At 37.6% G+C, this 26,763-nt stretch carries 23 protein-coding genes and 1 tRNA gene; 18 read left to right on the top strand and 6 right to left on the bottom strand.

What is annotated here, in order from left to right; translation table 11 throughout:
• Window positions 1-43 precede the first annotated feature (43 nt).
• Both LV704_RS06635 and LV704_RS06630 read right to left on the bottom strand, forming a co-directional pair.
• Window positions 44-1,360 carry an HTTM domain-containing protein gene (locus tag LV704_RS06635; protein WP_163421139.1) on the bottom strand — a complete coding sequence of 439 codons (1,317 nt, stop codon included), beginning with the start codon at window positions 1,358-1,360 and terminating at the stop codon, window positions 44-46.
• 1 nt (window position 1,361) lies between these two features.
• Window positions 1,362-2,291 carry a bifunctional riboflavin kinase/FAD synthetase gene (locus tag LV704_RS06630; RefSeq protein WP_163421140.1) on the bottom strand — a complete coding sequence of 310 codons (930 nt, stop codon included), beginning with the start codon at window positions 2,289-2,291 and terminating at the stop codon, window positions 1,362-1,364.
• A 55-nt stretch (window positions 2,292-2,346) separates the two neighbouring features.
• Here LV704_RS06630 and LV704_RS06625 point away from each other — a divergent pair, with 55 nt between their 5' ends.
• The gene (locus LV704_RS06625; protein ID WP_163421141.1) at window positions 2,347-6,120 is read left to right on the top strand and encodes a reprolysin-like metallopeptidase; all 3,774 of its coding nucleotides are present in this window, start codon (window positions 2,347-2,349) and stop codon (window positions 6,118-6,120) included.
• Window positions 6,117-6,803 carry a hypothetical protein gene (locus LV704_RS06620; protein ID WP_163421142.1) on the top strand — a complete coding sequence of 229 codons (687 nt, stop codon included), beginning with the start codon at window positions 6,117-6,119 and terminating at the stop codon, window positions 6,801-6,803. Before LV704_RS06625 ends, LV704_RS06620 begins: the two co-directional genes overlap by 4 nt.
• Window positions 6,804-6,808: 5 nt before the next feature.
• On the opposite strand, the gene pth is transcribed toward LV704_RS06620, so the two are convergent.
• The 3 genes from pth to LV704_RS06605 all read right to left on the bottom strand — a co-directional run bounded on the left by pth (window position 6,809) and on the right by LV704_RS06605 (window position 9,136).
• On the bottom strand, window positions 6,809-7,438 hold the full coding sequence (gene pth / locus LV704_RS06615) for an aminoacyl-tRNA hydrolase (RefSeq protein WP_233782163.1): 630 nt from the start codon (window positions 7,436-7,438) through the stop codon (window positions 6,809-6,811).
• A gap of 91 nt (window positions 7,439-7,529) precedes the next feature.
• Window positions 7,530-8,177: a 50S ribosomal protein L25/general stress protein Ctc gene (locus tag LV704_RS06610; RefSeq protein ID WP_163421143.1), complete on the bottom strand. Its 648-nt coding sequence runs from the start codon at window positions 8,175-8,177 to the stop codon at window positions 7,530-7,532.
• Between the two features lie 17 nt (window positions 8,178-8,194).
• Window positions 8,195-9,136, bottom strand: coding sequence for a ribose-phosphate pyrophosphokinase (locus LV704_RS06605; RefSeq protein ID WP_163421144.1), 942 nt, complete (start codon window positions 9,134-9,136; stop codon window positions 8,195-8,197).
• 152 nt (window positions 9,137-9,288) lie between these two features.
• Here LV704_RS06605 and LV704_RS06600 point away from each other — a divergent pair.
• The 16 genes from LV704_RS06600 to LV704_RS06525 all read left to right on the top strand — a co-directional run bounded on the left by LV704_RS06600 (window position 9,289) and on the right by LV704_RS06525 (window position 26,165).
• Window positions 9,289-9,369 (top strand) — tRNA-Leu (locus tag LV704_RS06600).
• A 399-nt stretch (window positions 9,370-9,768) separates the two neighbouring features.
• Window positions 9,769-13,911: a gliding motility-associated C-terminal domain-containing protein gene (locus LV704_RS06595; protein ID WP_163421145.1), complete on the top strand. Its 4,143-nt coding sequence runs from the start codon at window positions 9,769-9,771 to the stop codon at window positions 13,909-13,911.
• Window positions 13,912-13,948: 37 nt separating this feature from the next.
• Complete coding sequence (locus LV704_RS06590; protein WP_163421146.1) at window positions 13,949-14,866, top strand: type IX secretion system membrane protein PorP/SprF; 918 nt, start codon at window positions 13,949-13,951, stop codon at window positions 14,864-14,866.
• 1 nt (window position 14,867) lies between these two features.
• Window positions 14,868-16,817 (top strand): OmpA family protein, encoded by a 1,950-nt coding sequence (locus LV704_RS06585; protein ID WP_163421147.1) that lies wholly within the window; start codon window positions 14,868-14,870, stop codon window positions 16,815-16,817.
• Between the two features lie 159 nt (window positions 16,818-16,976).
• A complete protein-coding gene (locus tag LV704_RS06580) occupies window positions 16,977-17,516 on the top strand; it encodes an RNA polymerase sigma factor (protein ID WP_163421148.1) in 540 nt (179 codons plus the stop codon).
• Window positions 17,516-18,061: a hypothetical protein gene (locus LV704_RS06575; protein ID WP_163421149.1), complete on the top strand. Its 546-nt coding sequence runs from the start codon at window positions 17,516-17,518 to the stop codon at window positions 18,059-18,061. The genes LV704_RS06580 and LV704_RS06575 overlap by 1 nt, the downstream gene beginning before the upstream one ends.
• Window positions 18,042-19,130: a hypothetical protein gene (locus tag LV704_RS06570; RefSeq protein ID WP_163421150.1), complete on the top strand. Its 1,089-nt coding sequence runs from the start codon at window positions 18,042-18,044 to the stop codon at window positions 19,128-19,130. Before LV704_RS06575 ends, LV704_RS06570 begins: the two co-directional genes overlap by 20 nt.
• Before the next feature lie 51 nt (window positions 19,131-19,181).
• Window positions 19,182-19,895 (top strand): hypothetical protein, encoded by a 714-nt coding sequence (locus tag LV704_RS06565; RefSeq protein ID WP_163421151.1) that lies wholly within the window; start codon window positions 19,182-19,184, stop codon window positions 19,893-19,895.
• On the top strand, window positions 19,888-20,064 hold the full coding sequence (locus tag LV704_RS06560) for a hypothetical protein (protein ID WP_163421152.1): 177 nt from the start codon (window positions 19,888-19,890) through the stop codon (window positions 20,062-20,064). Before LV704_RS06565 ends, LV704_RS06560 begins: the two co-directional genes overlap by 8 nt.
• Window positions 20,065-20,081: 17 nt before the next feature.
• Window positions 20,082-22,424: a TonB-dependent receptor gene (locus LV704_RS06555; RefSeq protein WP_163421153.1), complete on the top strand. Its 2,343-nt coding sequence runs from the start codon at window positions 20,082-20,084 to the stop codon at window positions 22,422-22,424.
• Window positions 22,425-22,439: 15 nt separating this feature from the next.
• Entirely contained in the window at window positions 22,440-23,273 is an 834-nt protein-coding gene (locus LV704_RS06550) for a GIN domain-containing protein (protein ID WP_163421154.1), read from the top strand.
• Between the two features lie 138 nt (window positions 23,274-23,411).
• Window positions 23,412-24,098: an alpha/beta hydrolase gene (locus LV704_RS06545; RefSeq protein ID WP_163421155.1), complete on the top strand. Its 687-nt coding sequence runs from the start codon at window positions 23,412-23,414 to the stop codon at window positions 24,096-24,098.
• Window positions 24,099-24,261: 163 nt separating this feature from the next.
• Window positions 24,262-24,552: a hypothetical protein gene (locus LV704_RS06540; protein ID WP_163421156.1), complete on the top strand. Its 291-nt coding sequence runs from the start codon at window positions 24,262-24,264 to the stop codon at window positions 24,550-24,552.
• A gap of 73 nt (window positions 24,553-24,625) precedes the next feature.
• On the top strand, window positions 24,626-25,225 hold the full coding sequence (locus LV704_RS06535; protein ID WP_163421157.1) for a DUF4202 domain-containing protein: 600 nt from the start codon (window positions 24,626-24,628) through the stop codon (window positions 25,223-25,225).
• Window positions 25,212-25,793: a bifunctional precorrin-2 dehydrogenase/sirohydrochlorin ferrochelatase gene (locus LV704_RS06530; protein WP_163421158.1), complete on the top strand. Its 582-nt coding sequence runs from the start codon at window positions 25,212-25,214 to the stop codon at window positions 25,791-25,793. The genes LV704_RS06535 and LV704_RS06530 overlap by 14 nt, the downstream gene beginning before the upstream one ends.
• Window positions 25,794-25,796: 3 nt before the next feature.
• Complete coding sequence (locus tag LV704_RS06525) at window positions 25,797-26,165, top strand: hypothetical protein (RefSeq protein ID WP_163421159.1); 369 nt, start codon at window positions 25,797-25,799, stop codon at window positions 26,163-26,165.
• A gap of 29 nt (window positions 26,166-26,194) precedes the next feature.
• On the opposite strand, the gene LV704_RS06520 is transcribed toward LV704_RS06525, so the two are convergent.
• Window positions 26,195-26,590, bottom strand: coding sequence for a LytTR family DNA-binding domain-containing protein (locus tag LV704_RS06520; protein WP_163421160.1), 396 nt, complete (start codon window positions 26,588-26,590; stop codon window positions 26,195-26,197).
• Window positions 26,591-26,763 lie beyond the last annotated feature (173 nt).

Here is a 26,763-nt window from a genome sequence, read left to right as displayed (position 1 = left end):
TTGAGCCGCAAATTTAAGTCAATCTAGGGAAGTTGACCAACAATTATTCTTTTTGTGATGGCCTTATCCACTCATTGTGCGAGAAATGTTTCCATGGTACACTTGCCAAGTCTACTTTTGGATCCACAAATTCAAGGTATTTACTTTTATTGACCCTAACTTTACTACTTGCAAAAACCTGAACATCTTCTCCTTTCTTTGCGTATTCTTGTTTTAGATGCTGGGCAAACTGCCAGAGAAAATCTGGGTAACAGGCTACCTTTCTTTTTTGTTTTTTGGTAAGATATTCATCCAAATTAATATGATTTCCCTTACCCGTTTCTTTGTTATAAATTTTAAATGTAACAAGGCCGGTACGACTGCGCAACATCATACGCCAACTTAATCTATGCCCTTCCTCGGTCCATAATACGTCATCTTTAAAAGTGTGATGTCTAAGAGGGAGTGCGAGTTGTATTAAAAAATAGATGCTTAAGGCACTCACTAACAATGTTGCATTTTTTGGAAGAACTACCTTATTATCAATTGTTATAGTTTTCTCTTTTAGGAATATATTTCTAATAGTCTGTGGATTAAAAAAGAACACAGTAAAAGCCAATGATAGATAAGGGAAAATCCCAATCTGAAAGACGATGCTATTGAATAAATGGAAGAATATGGAAAATGCAAAAGCAATCTTCCTAGTGGGTTTCCATAATAAGGCAGGAACAATCAATAAATCGAAAAGAATACCAAAAACCGCCACTATCTTATGCACCCATTCTTGTTGTAACAACTCGCCAATTAAGAAGTAATCACTTTTGGATTTCATCAATATTTCTATAATGCTAAAATCTAACCAATCTCCATATAGCTTGGCAACCGAAGCATAAGTGTATACAATAAACAGTTGTAGAATGATAATCCATCTAACCCAATTGTACATTGTACGGGAACGAAACTTTGGATTTAATTTGGCGTCTAACGAAAAATCTCGACTTGCAGGCAAAAATGCCATGATAAAAGCCAGCAACATTAATAGATAATAATGGTTGTTGTAAGATGTTTTCTGCATTAAGTAGACCCCTGCCCACATGATGGCAAAAGCAAAGGCATTAAATCTATATTTATAGCCAAGAGCAATTAATAGCCCCAATGTTCCCATAATGGCAAAATAGATATACATTCCGTTACCTGGGAGTGGTTGTAGCCACTCAAAACCAATAAAAGAAAAGGTGAACTTGGGTTCTATTAATGTTCTGCGTACCCAGCCTGTTGCAATAGCACCATAACACTCCGCACTTACCAATAATCCATAAAAAATCCTGAAAATGATAAGTTGGGCATTGTCTATTTTTTTGAAAAGAAAGTGGTTGAACATTTTATTTGGAGATTAATGCTAGCGAATGGTTTCTGTCCTTTTTTAACTGTTCCTTCAGTTCCTGTACGGAATCAAATTTATGTTCATCTCTAATACGATGCAAAATTGATACCTGTACTTTTTTGTCGTAAAGATTTCCTTCAAATTCAAAAAAGTTGACCTCTATGCTTTTTTCTGTCCCTGATACGGTTGGATTAAAGCCAATATTCATCATTCCGTAATATTCTGTGTCGCCTAAAGTACTTTTAACAACATATACTCCATTTTTTGGAATTAATTTGTATTCTTCAGCTATATTGAGATTGGCTGTGGGGAAGCCAAACTGTTTTCCAAGACCCTTGCCCTTTTTAATGGTTCCGGTAAGCATGTAGGCATAATTTAAATATGTGTTTGCGGTATTAACATCGCCCTCCAACAACGCATTTCTAATTTTTGTTGAACTTACAGAGACCTCGTCTATTTCTTGTACTGGGATTTCTTCAACATCAAAATCCAAAGCATTTCCAAAGGAAATTAAGTCTTGTATGTTGGCATTACGATTTCTGCCAAACCTATGGTCATATCCAATAATTATCTTTTTGGTTCTTAGATTATTTACAAGAATATCTCTTACAAATTCAGTTGCAGAAAGTCTTGAAAAGTCTTTTGTAAAAGGGTGAACAATAAGATAATCCAATCCTAAAGAGTCTAGAATCTGTATCTTCTCTTCCAAGGTGTTCAATAATTTAATGTCTGTGTCCTTTTGAAGTATCATCCTTGGATGAGGGAAAAAAGTAAGCACGGTAGACTTCAAACCAATATTCTTGGCATTATTTATGAGGCGTTGCAATATCTTGCGGTGACCAAGATGCACTCCGTCAAAAGTGCCAATGGTAACAGCCGTTTGAAACGTAGTATTGGTAAACTGAGAAATGCCTTGGACTGTTTTCACTTAATCAAGAAAATAAAAAAGGCTTATTTTTGAATTTGACTTACGCCCCTTATGCATGAGAGCTAAATTACATCTTGTTTTTTCAATAACCATATTTTTTGTTTGCTTTTGCGCATTTGGGCAACAGGCATATTGGAAAACTATTACTGCAAAATCCAATTTTAAAAGTGCATCGGTTAAAGATATGAGTAAGGCCAGTGCGGTTTTTTCTTTGGATAAAACTCTTTTTTCAAAAACGCTTAAGTCTTTTTCAGATTCAAAAAAAGGGAAACATCAAATCTATCTTCCAGATTACAAAGGGAATGTTGTGGCATTCAATATTGAAGAAACTTCGGTTCTTCATCCAGATTTGGCAAAAAAATATCCAAATATCAAGTCATTTTCTGGATATAGTTTAGATGGGAAATACAAAGTAAAGCTTAGCAGTTCGCACAAAGGGCTTCAAAGTATGATTGTAAATGTAGAAAATCGAAAAACTGCATTTATGGAGCAGTTGTCCAACAAAAGCAATTCATATGTTGTTTATGAAAGAGGGGCGGGAGCTTCTGGAAAAGATGGTTTTGTATGTGATACTGAAAAACTGCAGCAAAGTGTTGCCAAAACGATTACTCCTTTAGTGGACGATCAACTCTTGCGAAAGTTTAGAATAGCAGTTTCAACAACTGGAGAGTATACAGATTTTCATGGTGGTACCGTTGCTGACGCTCTTGCTGCCATCAACGCAACACTAACAAGAATAAATGAAGTTTTTGAAACTGATTTAGGGGTGACCTTAGAACTGATTCCAAATAATGATTTGATCATATTTACGGATGCAGGCACAGACCCTTATAATGGCAACTTAAATGGAGAGGTACAGAACATCCTTACCACGACCATTGGAGAAGCCAACTATGATGTTGGGCACCTTTTTAATAAAGTGGAGTTACCATCACAAAACAATGGAAATGCAGGTTTTATAGGTGCTGTTTGTTCAGATAACAGAAAAGGAAGCGCCTTTTCATCTGCTTCTATACCGCAAGGGGATGTTTTTGATCTAGATTTTGTTTCCCATGAGCTAGGGCATCAATTTGGAGCCAACCATACTTGGTCTTTTGAATCTGAAGGCACTGGTGTGCAAGCGGAACCTGCAAGTGGTACCACGATTATGGGGTATGCTGGAATTGTAAATGGAAACAATGTAGCTCCCAATGGGGATGATTACTATCATTACAACAGCATTGTTCAAATATCCGACTATTTAGAAACGGTTTCTTGTGCGCAAACAACTCCGTTGACCAATGTACCACCGGTTCTAACACCAGTTGGAGATTTTGTCATTCCAAAAAGCACTGCTTTTGTTCTTGAAGGAATTGCGACCGATAGTGATGCAGGAGATATTCTGACATATACATGGGAACAAATTGACAATGGTGTGGTTACAACGGGCACTTTTGGGCCTGATAATCCAAGTGGTGCCAATTTTAGATCATTGCCCCCCACTACAAATCCAGCTCGATATTTTCCTAGATTATCCCGAGTCATTCAAGGAAATCTAACGCAAACCAATCCTGCAACCAATGATGCCTGGGAAACAGTTTCCAATATAGAGCGCAATATGAGCTTTGCTTTTACTGTTAGAGACAATGCCGTTGGAGGAGGTCAAGTAGTTTCAGATTTGCTTGATGTACAAGTGATTAATGCGGCAGGGCCATTTACGGTTACATCACAAGCTTCAAATGAAGTTTACGAAGGAGGTTCAATTCAGCAGATAACATGGGATGTTGCCAACACCAATATTTTGCCTATTGATGCCAAGACAGTGGATATTTTTCTTTCAGTAGATGGAGGTAATAGCTTTCCCATTACTTTAGCCGAGGACAAACTTAACGATGGAAGTGAGGAGGTAGTTATTCCGGGAAACGTTACCAACACAGCCAGAATAATGGTCAAAGCAAGTGATAATGTCTTTTTTGCTGTCAATTCTTCCAATTTCTCCATTCAACAATCTCCGGTGGTCTTGAATTTTCAAGACCTATCTTTTGAAGCCTGCCAACCGGATGATATCGTTATTCCTTTTACCTATCAGACCTTTGGAGGATTTAATGAAACATCAACATTTTCAGCGAACGTACCTGTGGGCTTAACGGCCTCTTTTGTTCCTGTTCAAGCAAGTGCAAATGATACAGCTGTAGTACTGACTATTTCTAATACCAATGGTGTTGCGCCGGGCGTTTATCCCATCACCATTACGTCTACTTCTGCATCCGAAACTAAGAATGTTCCGATATCTATAGTGGTCAGAGACACTAATTTTGGGGAGGTTGTTTTGGTTTCACCCATAGATACTCAAGCGAATACTCCAATAAGGACTCAACTTACATGGGAAGCCAATGCGTTATACTCAAATTATGATATAGAAATTGCAACGGACATTGGTTTTGTGGATGTTGTGGAATCTGCTAGCGTACCATTCAATTTTTACCAATCGACTAACTTGACTGATCAGACGGAATACTTTTGGAGGGTGCGGCCTAGTAATAATTGTGGCACAGGTAGTTTTGGAACACCGTTTAGTTTTACTACAATTCAGGTAAATTGTAAAAACTTGGAATTTAAAAATTTACCATTAGAGATTTCGAATATTGAGACACCTACGGTATCAGCAACACTACAGTTCTTAGAAGACCTACCTATATCCGATATTAATGTAAACCTCGAGCTGACACATACTTATTTAGAGGACCTGGTCATAAACCTTATATCTCCTTCTGGCACTAGGGTTGCCTTAATTTCAGGTAGTTGTGGAGAACTTAATAATGTAACCGCTGTTTTTGATGATGATGGGAGCGCTATCGTTTGTTCTGGAAACCCTGCTATTTCTGGAACGGTGAAACCCTTAGGTTCCTTAGCCTCTTTACGAGGAGAATCTACTTTTGGAGAATGGACATTGGAAATTCAAGATAGAGCTAATGGGGATGGGGGCTCGTTGGTGGGAATCTCATTAGAGGTTTGTGCAGAAGGCGCTTTTAGACCAGATGCAGACGAAGATGGTGTTTTTGATGATGGCGATGATTTGTGTTTGGGTACTCCAAAAGGTGTTGAGGTTGATACAAGTGGTTGTCCCGTTAATAGATTTGCTTCTGATAATTTTTTGGTGGAGATACAGAGTGAAGCTTGCAGAAACAGTAATGATGGTTCCGTGTCCTTGACGGCCACCGATACTTCAATAACATATTCAGCTGTTTTGGATGGAGAGGGAAATACACTGAATATGGATTTTTCGGAAACACATGTTTTTCAGAGTTTGGTAGCAGGTAACTACTCTTTGTGCATTACGGGCACCAATGGTACGATTACTTATCAAGAAGTTTGTTTTGATATTGTAATTACAGAACCAGAGCTTTTAACCGCTGCGGCTATCATTAATGGAGGAGTACTGGAAGTTTCTTTGAATGGAGGTAGTCTCTATAATTTGGAACTAAATGGTTTAACAACGCAAACAGAAGATTCTGAAATTCAGTTGAGTTTAAAAACTGGCCGAAATATTTTAAAAGTATCAACTAATTTACCGTGCCAAGGCACATACGAAGAATCATTTTTCATTTCGCCCAAACCCATTGTGTATCCAAATCCAGTTGGAGCAAATACCAGAATTTTTCTTAATGTAATTACAGAAGAAGTTGATATTAAGGTATTTTCTTCTGATGGACGACTGATGATGACTGATGTGAGAGAAGTAAATGGCAATGAATTTGTGATGGATTTCTCATCATTGTCAACGGGAGCTTATTATATGAGCATTCAAAGTTCAGAAATAAAGGAAGTGTTTAAATTGATTAAAGAATGAAACAGTGTTTTCTAAGTTTATTGGTGCTTGTTTTACTCTCTTCTTGTGGAGGAAATGACGATCCACCACCTGCTCCAGTTGGTGCAAGCCTTGTTTTTCCTTTGGAAAGCTCTGAATGTACAACCGGAGTAAGTATCAATGAAACACAAAGTCAGGTTACTTTTGAATGGCAAGCTTCTACCAATACAGATAGCTACACATTAAATGCAATAAATCTGGATACCAATGTGCCGCAAACGATTTCTACTGCAGCGACTTCTGCAAGCTTATCCATTGCCAAAGGAACACCGTACTCATGGTCAGTTACCTCAATCAATTCTAGATCTGATCAAGTAGCTACGAGCGAAACATGGTTGTTTTACAATGCAGGCTCTCAGACAACGTATGCACCTTTTCCTGCTCAATTGGTAAGCCCGATATCTGGTTCTACTGTGCAAAAAAGCATAGATAACGAAGTTGTATTGGCATGGTCGGGAGCAGATGTTGACGGTGACATAGATAATTTTGAAGTTTTCTTTTCAGAAGACAACCCACCAACTGTTTCAGTAGGAAATACAACTTCTACTGCAATGGAGTTAGTCGTTAGTGTAGAATCCAATACTACTTATTACTGGAAGGTTGTCACTACGGATTTGCAGGGGAACGCTTCCGATTCCGGTATATTTGAATTTAAAGTATTATAACAGCCCTACGTTCCGTTAAATTGGTTCATGGTATTATTGATTCCGGAAAATACAAATGATCGAATTAAATCAGCGGATTTACTAAGCCTTTCCGAAAGTTGTTTTGCTTCATCAGTATTCCACTTCCCTAAAACATAATCAACCTGCTTTCCTTTTCCAAACTGAGACCCCACACCAAATCTAAAGCGGTTGTATTGAGATGTCTGCAAGGTATTTTGAATATCCTTTAGCCCGTTATGTCCGCCGTCACTGCCTTTGGTCTTTAAACGGATTGTACCAAAGTCAAGATTGATGTCATCAGTTACAATCAATATATTTTCCAAGGAAATTTTTTCCTTTTCCATCCAGTACTTAACCGCCTTTCCACTTAAATTCATATAAGTGGATGGTTTTAAACATAAAATACTTCTTCCTTTATGTTTAAAAGAAGCTATGGCTCCTAGCTTTGCACTTTCAAATACAAAGTTCTCTTGCTCAGATAAAAAATCCAAAACTTTAAAACCAATATTGTGCCGTGTTTCTTCGTACTCGGACCCAATGTTTCCAAGGCCAACAATTAGGAATTTTTTCATGATATCAGTTTCTTCCAGTAACTGTTTTGGTTTTCTAATAAATGCCTTGAATAATTGGAACATTTGCAGATTTCCATTTGTTCAAAAATACAAAAGCATCCCAAAACTTTATATAAAATTAAAGTCGGGATGCTTGTATAAATTATTTATAAAACTACTCAGTAGCTTCCGCTGCCGGTGCTTCTGCTCCTTCCGCAGTAGCTTCTGCTCCTTCAGCTCCTTCTTCCTCTTCTTCCTCTTCTTCATCATCAACAGATGTTCTAGAAGCTTTTACCTGCACTACAGCAGTGCTATTTGGGTGAAGAATGGTATAATCATCATTTAAGATGGTTTCAACCGGAATGGTGTCACCAATTTTCAGCTTTGAAATATCAATAGTGATAAAATCAGGAAGCAAGTCTGGAAGTGCTTTAATAGAAAGTTTTCTTTTTCTGAAAAGCAAACGACCACCGTTTTTAACCCCAGGTGAATTTCCTTCTAATCGCACAGGAATATTCATTGTAACAGGTTTGTCACTGAACAATTGATAAAAATCTATGTGAAGAATTTTATCCGTTACAGGATGAAACTGGATATCCTGTAATACAGCTTTCAATTTTTGGCCATCTTCCAACTCAATCACAGCAGTGTGTGCGTTAGGAGTATACACTAAATGTCTGAATGCTAATTCATCAGCTGAAAAGTGTAATGGTTTATCCCCTCCGTACAGCACGCAAGGGACCTTTCCAGCATTACGTAGAGCCTTGGTAGATACCTTGCCCACGCTTTCTCTTTGAGATCCTTTGATAGTAATTGACTTCATTATATATTAAAATTGATTTACATTAAAAATTTTGATGATATTGATGTGTTGTGGTGAACCCTATGCATAACATCTGCAAAAAGATCGGCACAGCCCAATACCTTTATTTTTTTCTTGTTGTGTTCAACTGGAATAGAATCTGTAACGATCAGTTCTGATAGCTTTGAATTTTCTATTTTTTCATATGCATTTCCAGATAGCAGTCCGTGCGTAGTAATGGCACGTACACTTTTTGCTCCTCGTTCGATCATAAGATCGGCCGCTTTTGTCAATGTGCCAGCTGTATCCACCATATCATCCACTAAAACAACATTTTTGCCCTTTACTTCACCAATCAATTCCATATGCGAAATTACATTGGCTTTGGCGCGTTGCTTATAGCAAATAACAACATCGCACTCTAATGCTTTGGAGTATGCATATGCTCTTTTGGATCCTCCCATGTCTGGTGAGGCAATGCATAGATTATCCAAATTAAGGCTTTCTAAATAGGGTAAAAACAAGGTGGATGCAAAAAGATGATCTACCGGTTTTTCAAAAAATCCTTGAATTTGATCGGCATGCAAATCCATTGTAATAATCCGAGTAGCTCCAGCTGTTTCCAACATTTTTGCGACTAATTTGGCAGCAATGGGAACTCTTGGTTTGTCTTTTCTATCTTGTCTTGCCCACCCAAAATAAGGCATTACTGCTGTAATATGTCTAGCAGACGCTCTTTTGGCAGCATCTATCATTAACAACATTTCCATTAGATTCTCTGAACCGGGATTGGTAGAACCAATAATAAAAATACGTGTTCCCCTTATGGATTCTTCAAATGAAGGTTGAAATTCACCATCACTATATCTGGAAAAAAGAACCTTTCCTAAGTCAGCGCCGTAGGAGGCTGCAATTTTCTCGCCAAGCACAGTACTTTGGGTACAAGCGAAAATTTTAGGTTCTGGAACTTGATATGACATTGCAATCTGTTGTTAACTAGCTTTTTAAAATGTCTTTTTATAAAAGAGGTGCAAATTTAAAAATTAATTCGGGTTGCTAAAGGATTAATGAAGGTATTTTTAGTGGGGAATGAAATTATTTTTTAGCTTTGCAGTCCTTTTGGAAAATTAATGCTCGAGTGGCGGAACTGGTAGACGCGCTGGATTCAAAATCCAGTTCCTTTGGAGTGTGGGTTCGATTCCCACCTCGAGTACAGAAAAAACCTTGCAACCTTTGCAAGGTTTTTTGTTTTACAGAGCCCTCAAAAATTAAAATTGGACTGCCCAAAACAATCCAATTTCAACCACATTTGGTCCAATCCAAAACTTCAAAATTTTGCTTTACTAATTTTTTTAGAATCCTTAATTCACAAAAAACAATTTTGAGACTAATTGCCTTGTAGTCAATACGTTTTAAAACCTCAACTTCCCTTGTTTAGGTGTAATTGTAGCTGGTGTTAAGTGTGAAATGTTAAAGATTGAATAACGCTTTCATCGATTATCCGACGTTTCACAACAAATGATCGATGTAATACAACATATTTTCCTTTAAATCGATAGTAGTAGATATGTTTGAGTATAGATATACTCCGCAATCAACCTCATTTTTGCCTATGAACATACCTCTAACCCACAAAAAAGAGAGAAATCTTCTTCTGTTTTTTTTGTACGTACTCTTTTCGTTTCAAATGGGATATGGGCAATGTACCTCGGAGGCTGGTTCTAACCAAACCTTAAACCAAGGAGTTCCGGTTTTTTTGAGTGCTGATACACCAGGTGTAGGTACTGGAACATGGACACAGGTTTCCGGTCCCAGTGTGGCAACTTTTGATAACGTTAATGATGAAAACACGGAAGTATTTGGAACCACGGCAGGAGATTATGTTTTTGAATGGACCGTATCGGATGGTTTATGTACGCCAGCTTCAGATACCGTTGGAATATCAGTTTTGGGAGTTGATTTGGAGTTGGATGTGCTTGCAAGCGATTTGACCCCTGATGTAGGAGATGTTGTCACGTTTACCATTAATTTGAGCAATTTGGGAGACATTGATGCAACCGGAGTATCTATAGAGAACATTGTTCCTATTGGGTACGAAAGCATTTCTGCAATAAACAATGGAGGAACATATAGCTTTGGAACAAGAACCATAACTTGGACAGGATTGGCGATTCCATTGGGAATCAATACAATGACGTTAAGTTTTAATACAACCGTTCAAACACCTACAGGTGCGTCCGGGGAGTTTACCCAAGTTGCGGAAGTAACACTATCGGGTCAATCTGATTTGGACAGTACGCCGAACAACGATACCGGAAATCAAAGCGAAGATGATGAAGATGCGATTACAGCAGCTCCGATACAGGCAGATTTGGCCTTAACAAAAGTTGAAATCAGCAATAACCTTACACCCAGTGTTGGAGAAGAAATAAGTTTTGAAATAACCGTTACCAATGATGGACCTGATGATGCGACCAATGTGGAGGTTGTGGATCAATTACTTTCTGGGTTCGACTTTGTAGATTACAATGCCACCTCAGGAGTCTATGACGAAACTACAGGTATTTGGCAATTGGGTACTCTTTTAAATGGAAATTCAACAACATTGGTTATTGATGTGTTGGTAAACCCTTCGGGCCTGTATACCAATACCTCACAAGTAATAGCTTCGGATGCCTATGATATTGACTCGACGCCCGCAAATGGGGTTTCATCAGAAGATGATCTGGATGAGATTTCGGTGACACCAGTACCCGCAATAGACCTTTCCTTGGTTAAGATTGTTGATGAAATAAACCCTTTCGTGGGTTCCAATGTGATCTTTACACTCACGGTGACCAATGATGGGCCCAGCGATGCCACTACAGTTCAGGTTTCGGATCTTTTACCATCGGGATTTACGTATGTTTCAGATGACGATGGCCTGAATTATAATGATATAAATGGACTTTGGAATGTAGGAAGCTTGGCATCAGGTAGCTCAGCTACTTTGAATATTACTGCATTAGTAAACCCAACAGGGAATTACAACAATGTGGCTGAGGTTATTGGTCATGATCAATCGGACATCGATTCATCACCAAATAACGGTCTATTAGTGGAAGATGATCAAGATGAGGTTTCAGTGAATCCAACCCCATTGGTTGACATTTCCGTTACAAAAACTGCCGATGATTTAACCCCAAATGTGGGTGATCCTATAATATTTACTGTAACTGTAAGTAATGATGGTCCAAGCGATGCCACCAACGTGGTGGTGACCGATATTCTTGCATCCGGCTATGGATTTGTCAATGCAGTTGCATCCAATGGAGTATATGATGATTTAAATGGTTCTTGGGCAATAGGCAACTTGGTTAATGGAACTTCAGAAAATATTTTGATCACGGCCAACGTACTTTCAAGTGGGGATTATACGAATGTGGCAGAGTTGACAGGCCTAACAGAAGTAGATATCGATTCTGAACCTGCTAATAACGATAGCACAGAAGATGACCAACAGACCATTGCACCCGTTCCGGTTTTGGTATCAGATCTTTTGCTACGCAAATCTGTCGATATTCTTAGTCCATTGGTTGGGGAAGAAGTCATTTTTAATATCAGCATAACCAACAATGGCCCAAGTGACGTAACGGGAGTTGAGATTTTAGATTTGTTGCCAACAGGGTATACTTATGTGTCCAATAATAGAACTGCGGGAGTTTATATTCCTGCAACAGGTATTTGGGAATTGAATGGGCTTATTCCAAATGGAACAACGGAAACCATGAATATTATAGCTACTGTGAATCCTACTGGAGATTATTTTAATGTCGCTGAGGTTTTTTCTTCAAGTAACTTGGACCCCAACTCTACCCCAAACAACAACAATATTTTTGAAAACGATTTGGATACTGCAGGTACTACCCCAATTCCGTCGTCAGATTTGTCTTTGGATTTAACCGTAGGTAATGAATTTCCGGATGTTGGATCCAATGTAACTTTTACGGTTTCGGTCACCAATGATGGTCTTAGTGATGCATCCGGAGTTGTAATCTCGAACGCGCTTCCATCAGGATATATTTATATATCAGATGATTCAGGCGGAACCTATGATGCGATAAGCGGATTGTGGAATCTGGGAACCATTTCAAATGGAAATCAAATCGATTTAAACATTACTGCCCAGGTCAACACATCTGGAGATTATACATATAGTGCAGAAATAACAGCGTCAACACAGTTAGATCCTGACTCAACTCCAGGAAACAATATTGCTTCGGAAGATGATCAGGACGAGCAATCGACAACCCCAAGATTTGTAAGTGATATTTCTGTAACAAAGACAGCAGATAATCTTAATCCGTTTGTGGGAAATCAAATTGAATTCACCATTACTGTCATGAATTCTGGCCCTAATACCGCTACTGGTTTAGTGATTGAGGATGTCTTAGCTTCTGGATATAATTTAGTTTCGACAGCCACTTCTGCAGGAACATTTGATGAGATTACCGGAATTTGGGCAATCTCCACAATGCCTGATGGGATAGCTGAAACATTGACTATTATAGCAGAGGTATTGCCCTTTGGAGCGTATAGAAATAGTGCCGAGTTGATTGCATTGGACACCTATGATCCAGATTCAACACCCAATAACAAATTAAGTGCCGAGGATGACCAAGACACTATTGTCCCAATTCCAGATGGACTTGCAGATTTATCATTGACCAAAGTTGTGGACGACCCAACACCAAATGTTGGCGATGTGGTTGAGTTCACTTTAAATGTGAACAATAATGGATCAAGTGATGCAACAGGAGTAGTGATTACTGATTTGTTGCCGTCCGGCTATACATATCAATCTCATATCACCACAGCTGGAATCTATGACTCTAATACAGGAATATGGAATATTAATGGTACAATTTTAAATCAAAGCACAGAAACCTTGGTAATGTTAACTACGGTAAACACACCGACAGGAATTACAGATGAATATTTAAACGTAGCAACTATATCTGCAAGTGATTTATCCGATCCGAATAGTAATCCAAATCAAGGGATTGATGTAGATGACCTTTCAGATGGATTGGACGATGATGACGAGGCTATTGCTTTTGTAACTCCACAAACTACAGATATTGCTGTCACAAAAACAGTGGACAATAATTCTCCTAACATTGGAGACCAGGTTGTGTTCACCATTACGGTAACCAATCAGGGCAATTTGGTAGCAACCAATATTGGTGTTGAAGAGCAATTGCCTTCAGGTTTCAGATTGGTTACTTCACAAGCTTCAATTGGTGTTTATGATGAGATTTCAGGTTTTTGGGAAATAGAAGATTTAGATGTCTTGGAAACAGCCAACCTACAACTTACGGTTGAAGTTTTGGATATAAATGATTATGTGAACACGGCAAGCTTGGCCTTTGTTGATCAATTGGATACTAGCACGGCAAACGATTCTGACCAAGCCTCTGTTGAACCTTCTTGTTTAACTATTTATAACGAGTTTTCACCAAACGGAGATGGTGTTAATGAGTTCTTTAAAATTGATTGTATTTCTAGATACCCCAACAATGTGTTACAGGTATATAACCGATGGGGCAACATTGTATATGAACAACGCTCCTACGGTAATGATTGGGATGGTACCTCCAATGGCCGTGCCACTGTGCAGAAAGGAGATTTATTGCCGGTAGGCACATACTATTATGTGCTGGACCTTGGAGACGGCTCTGAGCCAAGAACGGATTGGTTGTACATAAATCGATAGTAGAAATGGGTGTCAGAAACGTCAAAAAATACAACGAATGAAAAAGCAATTATATACCTGTTTAATTACCTTACTGTTGGGAAGCTTTATGGTTTCTGCACAGCAAGATCCGCAGTTTACACAGTATATGTACAATACGTTAAGTGTAAACCCGGCATACGCAGGTTCTCGCGGACACCTTACCGCGCTTTTAATGCATCGTTCTCAATGGGTTGGAGTAAATGGAGCACCTACTTCTCAGGTTTTGGCCATTGATGGCCCAATGGGCAATAATGTTGGATTGGGATTGGTACTTTCCCATGATGCTTTGGGTCCATCTTCCGAGGCCTTTGTAGACGCAAATGTTTCCTACACAATAAAACTGGACGAAAATGACAGCAAACTTTCTTTTGGTCTTAAAGGAGGAGGAAGACTTTTTAATGTGGATTTTTCCAAAGGATTGGTGGAAAACCCAGATGTTGCTTTTCAAAACAATATTGAAAACAAATTTTTCCCGACTATTGGAGCTGGTATTTATTATCATACGGCCAAAAGTTATCTAGGACTTGCCGTACCTAATTTTTTCTCAGAAGATCATTATGATGGACAAGAACAAGAAATAGCCTCTGAAAGACTACATTATTTTTTAATAGGTGGTAGGATTATTGATTTAACCCCCGATGTTAAATTTAAGCCTGCCTTTTTTGTAAAATGGGTTCCTGGAGCACCGATTATTGCAGATATTTCTGCGAATGTTATGCTAATGGAAACTTTTACGGCTGGTTTGGCTTATCGATGGGATGATTCTTTTTCCGCGCTTTTGGGCCTTCAAATATCCCCAGATTTAAGTGTAGGGTATGCCTACGATTTAACTACATCAGATTTAAGAAGCTATACCAGTGGCACACATGAAATATTCTTACGATACGAGTTTAAAACTGTGGAAAAAAGACTTAAATCCCCAAGATTTTACTAAGATGAAAACTATAAAAACCAACATAGTCATACTTTTTTCACTTGTGGGATGCATTGTGCAAGCCCAATTAAAGTATAATGACGCTGATACCAATTTTGACAATTTGCTATATGTAAGGGCAGCAAATCAATATGAAAGTATTGTTCAAAAAGGGGATGACTCGCAACACGTTTTGCAACGTTTGGGAGATGCCTATTTTTTCAATACAGACATGGAAAATGCAGCTAAATGGTATGGTGTTTTGTTTTCCAAATACGAAAATGTACTTAAACCCGAACATGCCTTTAGGTATGTTCATGCGTTAAAAGGAGTTGGTAATTACAAACTGGCAAAGGCCATTATGAAGATTTACACCCAAAAATTGGATACATCGGATTTTGAAGTAGAACAGTTAAAAAACAATGATGAAGCATTGGATGAGTTGTTGAATAGACAGCCTCAATTTTATATTTCCAATTTGGCCATTAACACACCTGTAGCAGATTTTGGAACTATGTATTATAAAGATAAAATTGTTTTTTCCTCGAGTAGAGATTCGCTAAGGTTTGAAACCAGAGTTTATGAATGGAACAAACAACCTTATTTAGATTTTTTCATGGCAGACACCAATGACCATGGGTCGGATTTGACAGATGTTGTCCCATTTTCAGAAATACTGAATACCAGGTATCATGAAGCTGTTGCAACTTTTATCCCAGAGGGAAATGTGATGTATTTTACGCGAAATAATTACTCTAACCAGACCTTGGGCAGAGATAGTGAAGGGACCAACCATTTAAAAATGTATACTTCCCAACTTCAAGGAGGGGAATGGACAGCGGCAACCGAAGTTTCATTCAATAGTGAAGAATATTCAGTAGGCCAGCCCGCTTTAAGTCCAGATGGACGATTCCTTTTCTTTGTTTCCGATATGCCGGGAAGCATTGGGGGTACGGATATTTTTGTTGTTGAACTTAACCAAGATGGTAGTTTTTCGCAACCAAGAAATTTAGGGCCGACTATTAATACAAGCGGTAGGGAAATGTTTCCATATGTAACAGCAGAAAAACTCTACTTTGCCTCAGACGGTCACTTGGGCCTAGGAGGTTTAGATATTTTTGAAAGTGAATTGGGGCAAAATGGATCTGGAACACCGAACAATTTAGGAAAACCGTTAAACAGCAATAGGGATGACTTCGCATATATTGTAAACGAAGCAACGGATAGAGGGTATTTCTCTTCCAATAGAGAAGGAGGTAAGGGTGATGATGATATATATTCGTTTCAACGCTTGGAAGAAGCATGTGAGCAAACTGTAAGAGGCAGTGTCATCAGAAAAGTTAATGCGCAGCCTATTGTAAACGTAAACGTTGAACTTGTTTCAGCGGATGGGACTTCCGTAGGAAAAACGATTACAGATCCTTATGGAGCATTCAGTTTCGATATTGTTTTGGATTGTGAAGTTGAGTATAACATCAAAATAAGTAAACAGGGCTTTTTACCTAATGAAAAAACATTTGAGACAAGCAACAAGAAAGATTATATGAATACTGTTCCTTTAGAAATTAAGAAGGAGCTCAATAAGTTGATTGTTCGTGAAAACGGAGTGCTTAAAATTAAAATTGACAATATTTATTTTGATTTGAACAAAGCAGATATTCGTCCAGATGCGGCACAAGAATTGAACAAGATTGTTGAGGTGATGAAGGAGTATCCAAAAATGGTAATCAAGATAGAAGCACATACAGATTCAAGAGGTAGTGATCGTTACAATGAAACTCTATCGGACAAAAGGGCAAAAGCCACTGGAAGTTACATTATTTCTCAAGGTATTGAGGCAAATAGACTGGAAAGCGCCATCGGTTATGGAGAGAAATTATTGTTGAACCAATGTGGCAATGGGATTAAGTGTACCAATGAAGAACATGACGTTAATCGTAGGTCAGAATTTATCATTGTAAAACTGGAATAATAGCTTCTAAAAAAAAGTATTGATACAAGGCCTTCAACTCAAGTTGAAGGTTTTTTTATTTAAAATAGGCTTTAATGCAACCCTTAGTTTTTTGAATTGTCTTTGGAATAGATGAATAAGGATTATTTTTAGCTGTCATTGAATAACCGTCCAGAATTTTTGGAAGCAAACGTACGTTTTACGCATCAAGCTTTGGTAGAACAGAGCAAACAAGGGAACCGGAGTGCCCAGTACCAGTTGTATGGGCTGTACGTGGATGCTATGTTCAATACTGCCATGCGATTATTGACCATAAGGGAGGACGCTGAAGATGTATTGCAAGAGAGCTTTGTTGAGGCATTCAAAAAAATGGACTCGTTTAGATTCGAAAGCACTTTTGGAGCTTGGTTAAAACGAATTGTAATCAATAAAAGCATCAATCATCTAAAAACAAAACGCTTGTTGTTATCCTCTTTGGAAAACGAAGGTGAACCTATAGAGGAAAATGAAAACGAAGGAACACAAGATTTTGAGATTGAAAAGATAAAAATAGGATTGGGTCAGTTACCAGAAGGGTATAAACAGATAATTACCCTGTACTTGATAGAAGGTTATGACCATGTGGAAATTGGAGAAATATTGGGAATATCAACCTCAACCTCCAAGTCGCAGTACCATAGAGCAAAAAAGAAACTAATTCAAATTGTAAATGAATTGTAATGGACAATTTTGAAAAACATATTAAAGAAAATAGAGAAGCTTTTAATGTCCACAAAGTGGATAAGAATAAGCTTTGGGAAGGAATTGCTTCTCAACTGGAAGAGGATGACAAGATTAAGGTTATTCCTTTATGGAAGTCCCGAAAACTTAGAGTTGCTGCCTCTATTATTCTTTTAATGGGGTTATCCTTAACAACCTTTTTAATGGTAAGTAATCCAGTTTCTCAAATGGATGGAGGTTACGCAAACGAGGAACTGTTGGATATTGACATGTACTATAAAAACTTGGTCTTTCAACAGGTACAATTGGTAAAAAACCATCCTACGCTAGCTGCTGAAGACAAAGAAGAATTTTTATCCTTTATGGATGAACTAGATGATGAATATGAACAGTTAAGATTGGAAATGCAGAACAATTTGGACAATGAGCTGGTATTGGAAGCCATTGTAAACAATTATAAAAAACGTATTGAACTGATTGAGAATTTACTTAAACAGATCAATGCTTCTAAAAATGAAACGGATTATGAAGGGTATATTTTATAAAAACACAGTTCTCCTGGCACTACTGTTTTGCTTTGCCAGTGTTGCAATGGCTCAGAGTGAGCGTTCTAAACAGTGGACAAAAAGCTATGACCTTCCAACTTCAGGAACCGTACAAATAGAAAATAAGTATGGTGATGTCGTTGTCAATGGGTGGGACAAAGATGAGTTAAAGGTGTCCATAGCTATAAAAGTAACCCATAGAAAGGATGAAAATGCGAAGAAATTACTGGATAGAATTCGTCCAAAGGTGACAATGGCCGGAGATTTTATTCGAGTAACTTCTGAAATTATGGACAGAAGTTCCAGCGTATTTTCCAGATATTTTAACAAAGCGAATCCTTTCGATTTTGACAAATCTAATATCCAAATAGATTATGAGGTATACATGCCCGTAAATGCAGAATTAAATATTACAAACAAATTTGGGGATGTAATTATTGGCAATTGGAATGGAGATTTGGAAGCGGATGTGCAACATGGTGACATATGGATCAATGAGGATATATCAACCGCAAAAATTGATATGCGTTTTGGAAAATTGAATTGTGGAAAAATAGGCTACGGGAACATTAAAATGAGCAATGGCGGTATTGATATAGAAAATGCCCAGAAGTTGAAAATTATAAGTAGTGGGAGCGAGATAAAACTGGATGAAGTGTCAAACTTAGAACTGTATTCAAGTAAAGATGAGGTGAACTTGTTTAAAATTGGAAGTCTTAGGGGCGATTTTAAATTTTCTAATGTAGATATTAACAATATAAGTGATGAAATGTTTTTGACGCTTAGAATCGCTGAAGTGGAAATTCACCACTTCCTTAAACCCAACCCAGAAATAAACATTGTTCAAGAGTCCTCAGATATAAACATGAACATTTCTGGTCTGTCATTTGATTTTAGTGCAACATTGGAACAGGGACTTTTAAGAGTTCCCAAGTCTTTTACTGATATTAAAACCAATGTGACCAATGCCGGTAAAAAGATTAGGGATATAACTGCCACATATGGCTCTGGAACACATGGAGATTTCTCAATAAACGGAATAAAAGGAGTGATTGTGCTCACCGATTAAATGTTAAGGATAGATCAAATTGAAAAATAATTTGAAAAAAAAGTAATAAACATGCAACCTTTTACAATTATGATTGTCTTTAATGCGATAACCTATACAAGACAAATGTTACAAAAGAAATTACTACTTCCAATACTGCTTTTTAGCTGTTTTTCTTGGGGGCAAACCCAGGAAGATGACAACTATATTGAATTTAATGATAGGAGCAATGTGGTCCACGGCGTGTATCTCGGAGTGGGAACCTATTTTGGGGAAATAGATGGGGAAAACACATATCACGGGGTATTTAAAGTAGCATATGTGGCAAACAGACAGTTTGAAGTTGGTTTTGCGGCTGTTGGGTTTTACTCCCAACAGGATATTAGGGTTGATGCCTTTGAAACATTGGATTTTGCAGGGGGCTATGCAGGGCTTCATATAGAGCCTATTCTTTTTGGGAGGTCTAAAGCAAATCTATCCTTTCCATTACTTGTTGGTGCAGGGGCAGTTGTGTACGTTGAAGATAATAATAGAGATGTTGATATAGATTTAAATAGAGATGATTGGGATGAGGTTTTTGTGGTTGAGCCAGGAGTTAATTTTTTGTACAACCTTTCAAGGTATGTGCAGTTGGAAGTTGGTATGCGTTATAGATTCTCAAGTAAAATAGACTTGAGTCCAGATAGAATCAAAAACATCAATGGATTTTCTGCCGGGTTTGGCATTAAGGTGGGCATCTTCAACATGGGGAGAAACAGATATAAAAAACATCTAGGCAATGAGTAACAAATCAAAAAACAACGAACAATCATTAAAGGGCCTGTCATCGAGGTATGTATTCTCAGAAAATGGAGCCGTATTTGTAAGGAGCTCACAAAATTTGGAAGTGGATGAGTGGTCCGTCATAAACTTCTTTTGGATGCCGGTATTACAACTGGAAAAAGAACTTCGCTAACCAACCTAAGAGTGATTATGAAAATATCAAAAATCAGTAGCCCTTTGTTTTTGGGCCTGCTTCTTACATCCGTATTTCTGGGGCATGGTCAAAATTTGACCCAAACGGTAAAAGGAAAAGTTACGGACATAGTTACAGGGAGTCCATTGATGGGTGCAACAATTATCCTTATTGATTCCGAACCCCAACTTGGTGTAATCACAGATACCCAAGGGTTTTTTACCATGGAGAACGTGCCAGTAGGGCGTCAATCTTTTAGCTGCAGTTATTTGGGTTATGAAGATGCTTTGGCTTCTGAGGTTTTAGTAGGATCTGCAAAGGAAATAAGCTTGACTATTAGACTAACAGAATCTTTAAATCAGTTGGGCGAGGTAGTGGTGCAAGCACGTAAAGATCAGATTAAGCCCAACAATAAATTGGCAACGGTAAGCGCCCGGTCGTTTGGGGTTGAAGAGACCAAACGCTTTCCGGCAAGTATTAGTGATCCCGGTAGAATGGCACTTTCATTTGCTGGTGTAACCAATACTGATGACACTACCAACGAGATAGTGATCAGGGGTAATGCGCCAAACCAGTTATTATGGAAAATTGAAGGGGTTGAAGTGCCAGAACCCAATCACTTTTCAGAAGAAGGATATTCGCCGGGAGCGGTAAGCTTGTTGAGCACCAATATGTTGGGCAATTCTGATTTTTTCACTGGAGCTTTTCCCACTGAATATGGAAATGCTACTTCAGGGGTTTTTGATATTAAACTACGAAACGGAAATGCTGAAAATACCGAGTATGCTTTTCAGTTTGGGGTATTGGGAACCGATTTGGCGGTTGAAGGACCTTTCTCCAAAAACTACAAAGGATCCTACTTGGTCAATTACCGATATTCAACTTTGACCGTTTTAAACGAAATCATTGAAGTTTCCGAAGGATCGGTACCTACCTTTCAGGACATTGCACTTAAGTTGAATTTGCCAATAGGAGAAAAGACCAATTTGTCCTTATGGGGAATTGGTGGGATAAGTGAAGATAACCAAGATAATGCCGATCAGGTAAACCCAATTATTGAAGAAGATGAACTGTTTGAGTCAAAAACGTACATGGGAGGACTTAATATCAAACATTTTTTTAATATCAATACGTCAATAGATGCCGCGCTGTCTTTCTCTGGTAATAAAAGTGACTATGTTTTTTCGCGAGATAATACCACCAATGACAATTTCTTTGAAGAAAGAGATATCCTTAGAAATAGCGCCCTTAGAATAAGTACAAATCTCAATCAAAAGTTCAATGCAAAGACAACCCTTAAGACGGGGTTTGTATATAGTAGATTATCTTATGATGTCTTGACGGATGAAATCCAAGGGACCAATACAGCTACCTTAGTGGATGCTGAGGGCAATGGTACATTCCTTCAGTTTTTCTCCCAAGCCAAATATCGGTTTAACGAAAAATTCTCGTCTACATTTGGACTTCATCTCTCTTCATTTTCTGTAAATGATGATTTTGTAATAGAGCCTAGGGGAGGGTTTGAATACAAAATTTCACCAAAACACACCTTAAGTGCTGGAGTAGGGCTTCATTCTAGAAGAATGCCTTTAAATCAATATTTTATAGAAATCCCAGATGGTAACGGAAACATAACAACACCGAATACAGAACTTGATTTAATGCGAGCCACGCACTATGTGTTGGGCTATGATTGGCGCATTATAAAGAATGGGCACTTAAAAATAGAAGCCTATTATCAGGATTTGAATAAAGTGGCAATAGCAAATAGCCCAAATTTCACCGATTCTTTTTTAAATGGGGTTTTTATTCAAGGAGCGCTTACAGATTCTGGAAAGGCCCGGAATTATGGATTGGAATTTACGTTTGAAAAATTCTTTTCCAATCAATATTATTTTTTGGTGACCAGTTCGATTTTTGATTCGCAATATAGAGCTGCGGATGGCAATTGGTATGATAGCAGATACAACGCCAACTATACTTTTAATATAGTGGGAGGTAAAGAATTTAAAGCGGGCAAGAATGGCAATAACATTTTTGGGATCAATGCCAAAGTGTTATGGAACGGGGGTAAAAGGGGAACACCCATAGATTTAGATTTCTTTGATGAAACTGGGCGTATCCGCCTTATACAAAACCAAAGGAACACTTTACAGTTTGATGATTACTGGAGAATAGATACCAGTTTCTCATATAGAATCAATAGGCCCAAAGTGGCTCATATAATTTCGTTGGATATTCAAAACATCACAAATAGGCTCAATGTTGATGAGGAATTCTTCAACACCCAAACCAGGATGATTGAAACAGAATACCAACTGGAACTTTTACCCTTGTTGAATTATAGAATAGAATTTTAATCAATAAACAAGATCATGATAACAATCAAAAAAATCTTTGTAATTGCCCTAATAGGCTTTACAGTAGCTTCTTGCACAAATGAAACCATCAGGGTCTCCGATGGAGTATCCACAAGGGAATACGATTTTGATAACATCACGTCCTTGGCCGTAGCAACCGATTTTAAGGCGTATGTTACTTTTTCTGAAACCGAAGAAAGCATGAGTATTCAAGCAAATGATAATCTGTTTGGCAGAATCAATGTTTATAAAGAAGGTGGAAGATTAACAGTTAAATTGGATAACAATTTAAACATACGAGGAAAGGAAACCTTAAATCTATTCATTACAACACGAAATATTACCAGTTTTAAAGGTTCTTCAGATGCTGCAATATTTTTGGACTCACCTCTTGAGACACAGCATGTAACTATTGATTTGAGTTCCGATGCATATTTTGAAGGGGATATAACTGTAGATAATTTTGAATTTAGGGCCTCTTCAGATAGTAAAGCGGTTGTTTATTTAAAGGCAACGGATGCTTATATGAATCTTTCTTCCGGTGCAGATTTAGATGGAGAATCGGATGTGGAAAAAGCGACGATTAAACTGTCTTCAGATGCTTCAGTAGACTTGATAGGAACTATTGGAAACTTGGAAGCAACTCTGTCCTCTGACAGTAACCTAAAAAATTATGGACTACAAGTGGAGGATTTGAAAATTTCGTTATCATCAGATAGTGATTCATATCTTTCAGTTTCCAAAACTATAGATGTCACGGCCAATTCGGATAGTAAGCTTTTTTATAAAGGTGATGCAGAAATTGTGAGACAGGTATTGTCTAGTGATGGGGAGGTAATCAAAAAATAACAGTTATTTAAGGGAGGAAGCTTAATTTAGTAGGATAGTACCCTGATTTTAAACTATCTAAAAATGTATAAAGGTTTCGGATATTGTTTTGTGTGCCTTATTTTGTACACTGCTTGTAGCACTAAAGAAAGTAAATCCATGGATTCCATATACAAAATACAGGAGCGTGTCGCTTCCATTTGCAATATACCATACAAAGTAGTAGGCGAAAATATATTGGAATTGGATGTTTTTCTTCCTTCGAAGCGATTGGGTGAAGAACCTTGGAAGATTTTATCACAAGACTTAAAACCCACATTAATTTATTTTCATGGTGGTGGTTGGATAGAAGGTGACCGGTTTTCCAGATTTTTGGAAACATTGCCATACCTCGAAAAAGGATGGGCCGTTGTAAATGTGGACTATAGATTGTTGGATGAAACGAACCTTATAGGTTGTCTAAAAGATTGTTTAGATGCCATTAACTGGGTCAATAACAATGCCGACAAATATAAGTTCGATGTGGACAAAATCTATTTGTCTGGTGAGTCAGCAGGAGGACATTTGGCATTGTTATCCGGCATGATCAACAAAGAAACCCAACAAAAGCTATTTTCCAATTATAGAAAGGTCAATGTTGCGGGGATAATCAATTGGTATGGTATTACCAACGTAAAAAAGACGGTAGATTTTTGGGATGATGCTGCCTATACCTCGCAAATTATAAATGGGTGGAATGGAGAGATCAGTAGGTACTACAATTTAATGTCCCCTGTCAATTATGTATCTCAAAATACGCCACCAATATTAAGTATACATGGTACTGAGGATGTAATGTGCCTATAGACCAGTTCATTGAATTGCATGCGAAACTGGATAAAAAAGAGATTATAAATACACTCATAAAAGTACATGGAGAAAAACACGGAGGTTTTTCTTCCAACTCATATCAATCCATATACAAGGGTATCTGGAAGTTTATAAATCAACAATAGTTAAAAATTCAGATATGGGCAAAGAAGAAAAAATAATGACGCTACATCCGCAAGGAAAAGCAGGAGTCAACATTCTTAAAAGACGATACGATTTTATTAAAAGTTTTATTGTAAGCACGGTAACAGAAAGTGAAACAATAACTTTTGAAAAATTGAGCGACAAAGCAATTGAAGAATTAACAAGTAGTTTTGATGGTAAAGTGTTGTGGTACATTGTTACTGTAAAATTGGATTTGGAAGCCAGAGGTATTATTGAGCGTATTCCTAAAACCAGCCCTCACCAACTGCGCATGAAAACCCACTAAATAGTTTCAGGTTAAAAAAGACGAATGGCTTTGAGGGTATTATTTTTCTGAATAATTTTAGAAAAAATCTGCTATGGCAACATCTGAAAAGCTTTTGGAAGCCTTTCATCTTTTTGATCAGGCAAATGCCAAAGATCCCAACGTAGAGACCTATAACAAGAAAATTTATCCAAAGGAATTGTTGTATGCTATGCGTATGACGGATGTATTGGATGAGTTTGCCCCCAACGCTTCAGAAGCGTTAAAACTTGCTGCTCGTTGCCAACATATTTGCAGATGGGAAATTCCGAGGAGTAACTACGAAGCAAACCGTGCTGGATATTTAAAATGGCGCCAAGAGCTTAAGAAATTCCATGTAAAAAAGGCTTCCATAATATTGGGACAGGTTGGTTATGCGCAAGATGTAATCGATAAAGTAGAATTTCTTTTATTAAAAAAACAGCTTAAAAAAAGTAAGGAAACCCAAACTTTGGAAGACATTATTTGTTTGGTATTTTTAAACCATTATTTTGAGCCGTTTAAGCAAAAACATCCAGAAGATAAGGTAGTGGATATTATTCAAAAGACTTGGAGGAAAATGTCTTTAGAAGGCCAAAAAGCGGCTTTGGAATTATCATTTTCTGAAAATGCCAAAGAACTAATAACAAAAGCAATTGCAGATGGAGAGGAATGAACTATATCCCATATTTTTGAAGGTATCTAACTTAAGCATACTTATTGTTGGTGGAGGTAATGTTGGATTGGAAAAACTGTCATTTCTGTTAAAATCCAGTCCAAATGCAAAAGTACAGATGATAGCGCCTCAATTTTTAGAGGAGACTTTGCAGTTGGCAGAAAAACATGATGTAGAAATCACAAAAAATGTTTATCACAAACAATTTTTAGAAGGAAAACATATAGTGGTTGCTTGCACAGATAAAGTTGAAGTAAATGAAGAGGTTTATCACGATTGTAGGGAGCGTAGTATTTTGGTCAACGTTGCAGATAACCCTCCTTTTTGCGATTTTTATATGGGTGGTATTGTAACTAAGGGCAATGTGAAAGTTGCCATTTCCACCAACGGAAAATCCCCGACAGCGGCTAAAAGGTTAAGGCAGTTTTTTGAAGATGTGCTTCCTGAAAATATTGATGATTTAGTGAAGAACCTAAATGAATACCGCAAAACAATAAAAGGAGATTTTGAAGAAAAAGTGGAAGCCTTAAATGAATTTACCAAAAGCCTGGTGAATAAAAAAGAATAGGAAATGAAAATAAGAATAAAAGGAGATTCCGTTCGCTTTAGACTTACAAAAACAGAAGTTGAGACGTTTTGTAGGGAAGGACATTACGGCGAGCAAACGAATTTTAACTCCACCACTTTTAACTATGAGCTTCATGCAAAGGAGGGAATAGAGGCTCTGGAAGCAGATTTTCATGATAATACCGTAACCTTGTTTTTACCTAAAAAGGAAGCCGATAAGTGGATGGATGAAACACGAGTAGGTTATGAAAACAATATGACTTTAAAAAACGGAAAAACACTTTACCTGCTATTAGAAAAAGATTTTATCTGTTTAGATGAAACCATTGAAGATCAATCCGATAATTACCCTAATCCAAAGAATAGCTTATAATTCTTTGTTTAGAGTTAATAAGTGTACCCTTACAAACGTTTCATTACACCAATAAGTTCTTCTTTCTTTCTTGGAGAAATACTAACGTGCATATCATTGCTCATAATAATGTAACCGCCGTCCGACTTAATATATTTCTTCACTTCTTTTAGGTTGATGAGATAACTATTATGAACCCTCATAAACTGTTGTTCGGCCAATAGATTCTCATATTCCTTTAGATGTTTACTTACTAGTAAGGGGCTCTTGTTTTTAAGTATAAAGGAGGTATAAGAGCCATCAGCTTTACAAACGATAATATCCTCAATAGAGATAAATTCCATTCCAGAAGTTGTAGCAAGACATATTTTTTCTTGTCTAGAGCTTTCTTGGCTAAGGTTCTGTATTAAAGTCTCAATTTGTAGTCTGGATACATTCTTATCCATCCTGTTTCTTGCTTTTTCAATTGCTTGTTGCAGCTCGTCTAGATCAATTGGTTATACAATAATTCTACTCAAAGAGTTTTTAGCGGCTATTTACATAGCAAACATACTATGGAATTACAATAGGCAAACTCGTCAGCTTATGGATGTGCTGTTTCATTTAACCAATGAGTGGT

Origin of the sequence: Flagellimonas sp. CMM7, from assembly GCF_021390195.1 — a bacterium.
Classification (GTDB): Bacteria; Bacteroidota; Bacteroidia; order Flavobacteriales; family Flavobacteriaceae; genus Flagellimonas.
The sequence above is the reverse complement of the archived record's forward strand: the minus strand, read 5'-3'. Positions and strand labels throughout refer to the sequence as shown.

What these genes read in the sequence shown, in the direction of transcription:
- LV704_RS06635 (WP_163421139.1), bottom strand. Translation starts at nt 1,360, where the DNA reads ATGTTCAACCACTTTCTTTTCAAAAAAATAGACAATGCCCAACTTATC.
- LV704_RS06625 (WP_163421141.1), top strand. Translation starts at nt 2,347, where the DNA reads ATGAGAGCTAAATTACATCTTGTTTTTTCAATAACCATATTTTTTGTT.
- LV704_RS06620 (WP_163421142.1), top strand. Translation starts at nt 6,117, where the DNA reads ATGAAACAGTGTTTTCTAAGTTTATTGGTGCTTGTTTTACTCTCTTCT.
- pth (WP_233782163.1), bottom strand. Translation starts at nt 7,438, where the DNA reads ATGTTCCAATTATTCAAGGCATTTATTAGAAAACCAAAACAGTTACTG.
- LV704_RS06610 (WP_163421143.1), bottom strand. Translation starts at nt 8,177, where the DNA reads ATGAAGTCAATTACTATCAAAGGATCTCAAAGAGAAAGCGTGGGCAAG.
- LV704_RS06605 (WP_163421144.1), bottom strand. Translation starts at nt 9,136, where the DNA reads ATGTCATATCAAGTTCCAGAACCTAAAATTTTCGCTTGTACCCAAAGT.
- LV704_RS06595 (WP_163421145.1), top strand. Translation starts at nt 9,769, where the DNA reads ATGAACATACCTCTAACCCACAAAAAAGAGAGAAATCTTCTTCTGTTT.
- LV704_RS06590 (WP_163421146.1), top strand. Translation starts at nt 13,949, where the DNA reads ATGAAAAAGCAATTATATACCTGTTTAATTACCTTACTGTTGGGAAGC.
- LV704_RS06585 (WP_163421147.1), top strand. Translation starts at nt 14,868, where the DNA reads ATGAAAACTATAAAAACCAACATAGTCATACTTTTTTCACTTGTGGGA.
- LV704_RS06575 (WP_163421149.1), top strand. Translation starts at nt 17,516, where the DNA reads ATGGACAATTTTGAAAAACATATTAAAGAAAATAGAGAAGCTTTTAAT.
- LV704_RS06570 (WP_163421150.1), top strand. Translation starts at nt 18,042, where the DNA reads ATGAAGGGTATATTTTATAAAAACACAGTTCTCCTGGCACTACTGTTT.
- LV704_RS06565 (WP_163421151.1), top strand. Translation starts at nt 19,182, where the DNA reads ATGCAACCTTTTACAATTATGATTGTCTTTAATGCGATAACCTATACA.
- LV704_RS06560 (WP_163421152.1), top strand. Translation starts at nt 19,888, where the DNA reads ATGAGTAACAAATCAAAAAACAACGAACAATCATTAAAGGGCCTGTCA.
- LV704_RS06555 (WP_163421153.1), top strand. Translation starts at nt 20,082, where the DNA reads ATGAAAATATCAAAAATCAGTAGCCCTTTGTTTTTGGGCCTGCTTCTT.
- LV704_RS06550 (WP_163421154.1), top strand. Translation starts at nt 22,440, where the DNA reads ATGATAACAATCAAAAAAATCTTTGTAATTGCCCTAATAGGCTTTACA.
- LV704_RS06545 (WP_163421155.1), top strand. Translation starts at nt 23,412, where the DNA reads ATGGATTCCATATACAAAATACAGGAGCGTGTCGCTTCCATTTGCAAT.
- LV704_RS06540 (WP_163421156.1), top strand. Translation starts at nt 24,262, where the DNA reads ATGGGCAAAGAAGAAAAAATAATGACGCTACATCCGCAAGGAAAAGCA.
- LV704_RS06535 (WP_163421157.1), top strand. Translation starts at nt 24,626, where the DNA reads ATGGCAACATCTGAAAAGCTTTTGGAAGCCTTTCATCTTTTTGATCAG.
- LV704_RS06530 (WP_163421158.1), top strand. Translation starts at nt 25,212, where the DNA reads ATGGAGAGGAATGAACTATATCCCATATTTTTGAAGGTATCTAACTTA.
- LV704_RS06525 (WP_163421159.1), top strand. Translation starts at nt 25,797, where the DNA reads ATGAAAATAAGAATAAAAGGAGATTCCGTTCGCTTTAGACTTACAAAA.
- LV704_RS06520 (WP_163421160.1), bottom strand. Translation starts at nt 26,590, where the DNA reads ATGGATAAGAATGTATCCAGACTACAAATTGAGACTTTAATACAGAAC.